Origin of the sequence: Vibrio sp. 10N.247.311.51 (assembly GCF_041467855.1) — a bacterium.
Classification (GTDB): Bacteria; Pseudomonadota; Gammaproteobacteria; order Enterobacterales; family Vibrionaceae; genus Vibrio; species Vibrio coralliirubri.
This window is the reverse complement of the sequence record NZ_JBFSVK010000077.1, coordinates 1-1,320: the sequence shown is the minus strand read 5'-3', so window position 1 is coordinate 1,320 and position 1,320 is coordinate 1. Positions and strand designations below refer to the sequence as shown.

General features: G+C 42.5%; 1 protein-coding gene. It reads right to left on the bottom strand.

Going from position 1 to position 1,320, the window contains the following annotated elements; genetic code table 11:
• Positions 1-128 precede the first annotated feature (128 nt).
• Positions 129-917 (bottom strand): lipase family protein, encoded by a 789-nt coding sequence (locus AB6E85_RS25825; RefSeq protein WP_372144823.1) that lies wholly within the window; start codon positions 915-917, stop codon positions 129-131.
• Positions 918-1,320: the final 403 nt, after the last annotated feature.

Sequence of the window (1,320 nt, the reverse complement as noted above, 5' to 3'; positions counted from 1 at the left end):
ATGCAGCGGATTGCAAATCCGTGGACCTCGGTTCGACTCCGGGAGGCGCCTCCATCACTCAGAAAAACCAGTCCTAGTGACTGGTTTTTTCGTTTATGGCCTCGCTAAAAGCTTCCTACTTACCCATTTCAATGCTTATCAAAGAAATCTTTGTTACGAATATACTTACTCATTAGGTGATAAGAGAAAGGCCTTATCAACCAACTAAAGATAGAGCGACCAAGGCGGATTAAGGTTGGGGTGTTCTCGTAGATTCGTCCGTTATAAAGCCAAAGCACTTTGCCTACATGCCAATAGAGCAAAGGAACCGGTGGCATGAAGGTCACGATGTCGATGTCACAGCAAATTCGGTAGGTTTTCTTACTCATGCGATAGTGCTTTCGAAAGCTCCAGTCACCAATGGCGGGTTGGCCAAAGGTCACTATTCGCTTAATACAGCCAGGGTACTTTTGATCCAAGTAATCAGCGAAGACACAACCGATCGCGCCTCCGGAAGAGTGGCCAGTAATAGAAACTCTTTTGCCTTGCTCTATGAGTGGAGTTAGCGTGGCTTCCAAGCGTTCAATAACGGTTAAGCCAAGCTTATCTTCATTCCGACTTGGCTGGCTCTCTTGAAACATCAGATGGTAGAAGCCCGCATGCACACGATAATTGAGCCCTATTCTCTTACAGCTTCTTGTCCATAGAGCAAAGGTCAGTAGCCAATCTGAGATACTGTGCGATCCTTTGATAACCACAACTACTTCATCTTTGTCGCTACTCCACAACACTCGAATCATGGTTTTACCAAACTGGTTCTTGATGATGCGTTGTCCATTGGGGTCAAAACCATAGCGAGTTTGTTTAAAAACTCTAGGGTAGGCGAGGTTGCAAAGAACGGCATAGCGCTCATATTGATATCGTTTTAGTGGTTTCACATGTTTACTTCTTAATAAGAGTTACTTAAAACTCTAGTCGTTGAATGTGAAATGCACATGAAAACGCCATTTGCTTGGTTTAAAACAATAAAATCACTGCATTGAATCGGTATTTGAATCCAATGGTTGTCAGTGAATTGCCTGTTTAAATTAGAAATCCAAGTATAAGAACCGTACAAGCTGCACTAAATTTATTCTTTTGAGTTCGATAATTAATCACTTGAATTAAAAGATAAAATTTATTGTTGACGAATTTTTTCCATCCGTTAAAGTACACCTCGTTCTCACGGCTTAGGTCACTGAGAGATGGTGTTTTACTTTTCAGTAATCAGCATCGCAAGATTGCGTTGCCCTGGTGGTGGAATTGGTAGACACAAGGGATTTAAAATCCCTCGGCGTTCGC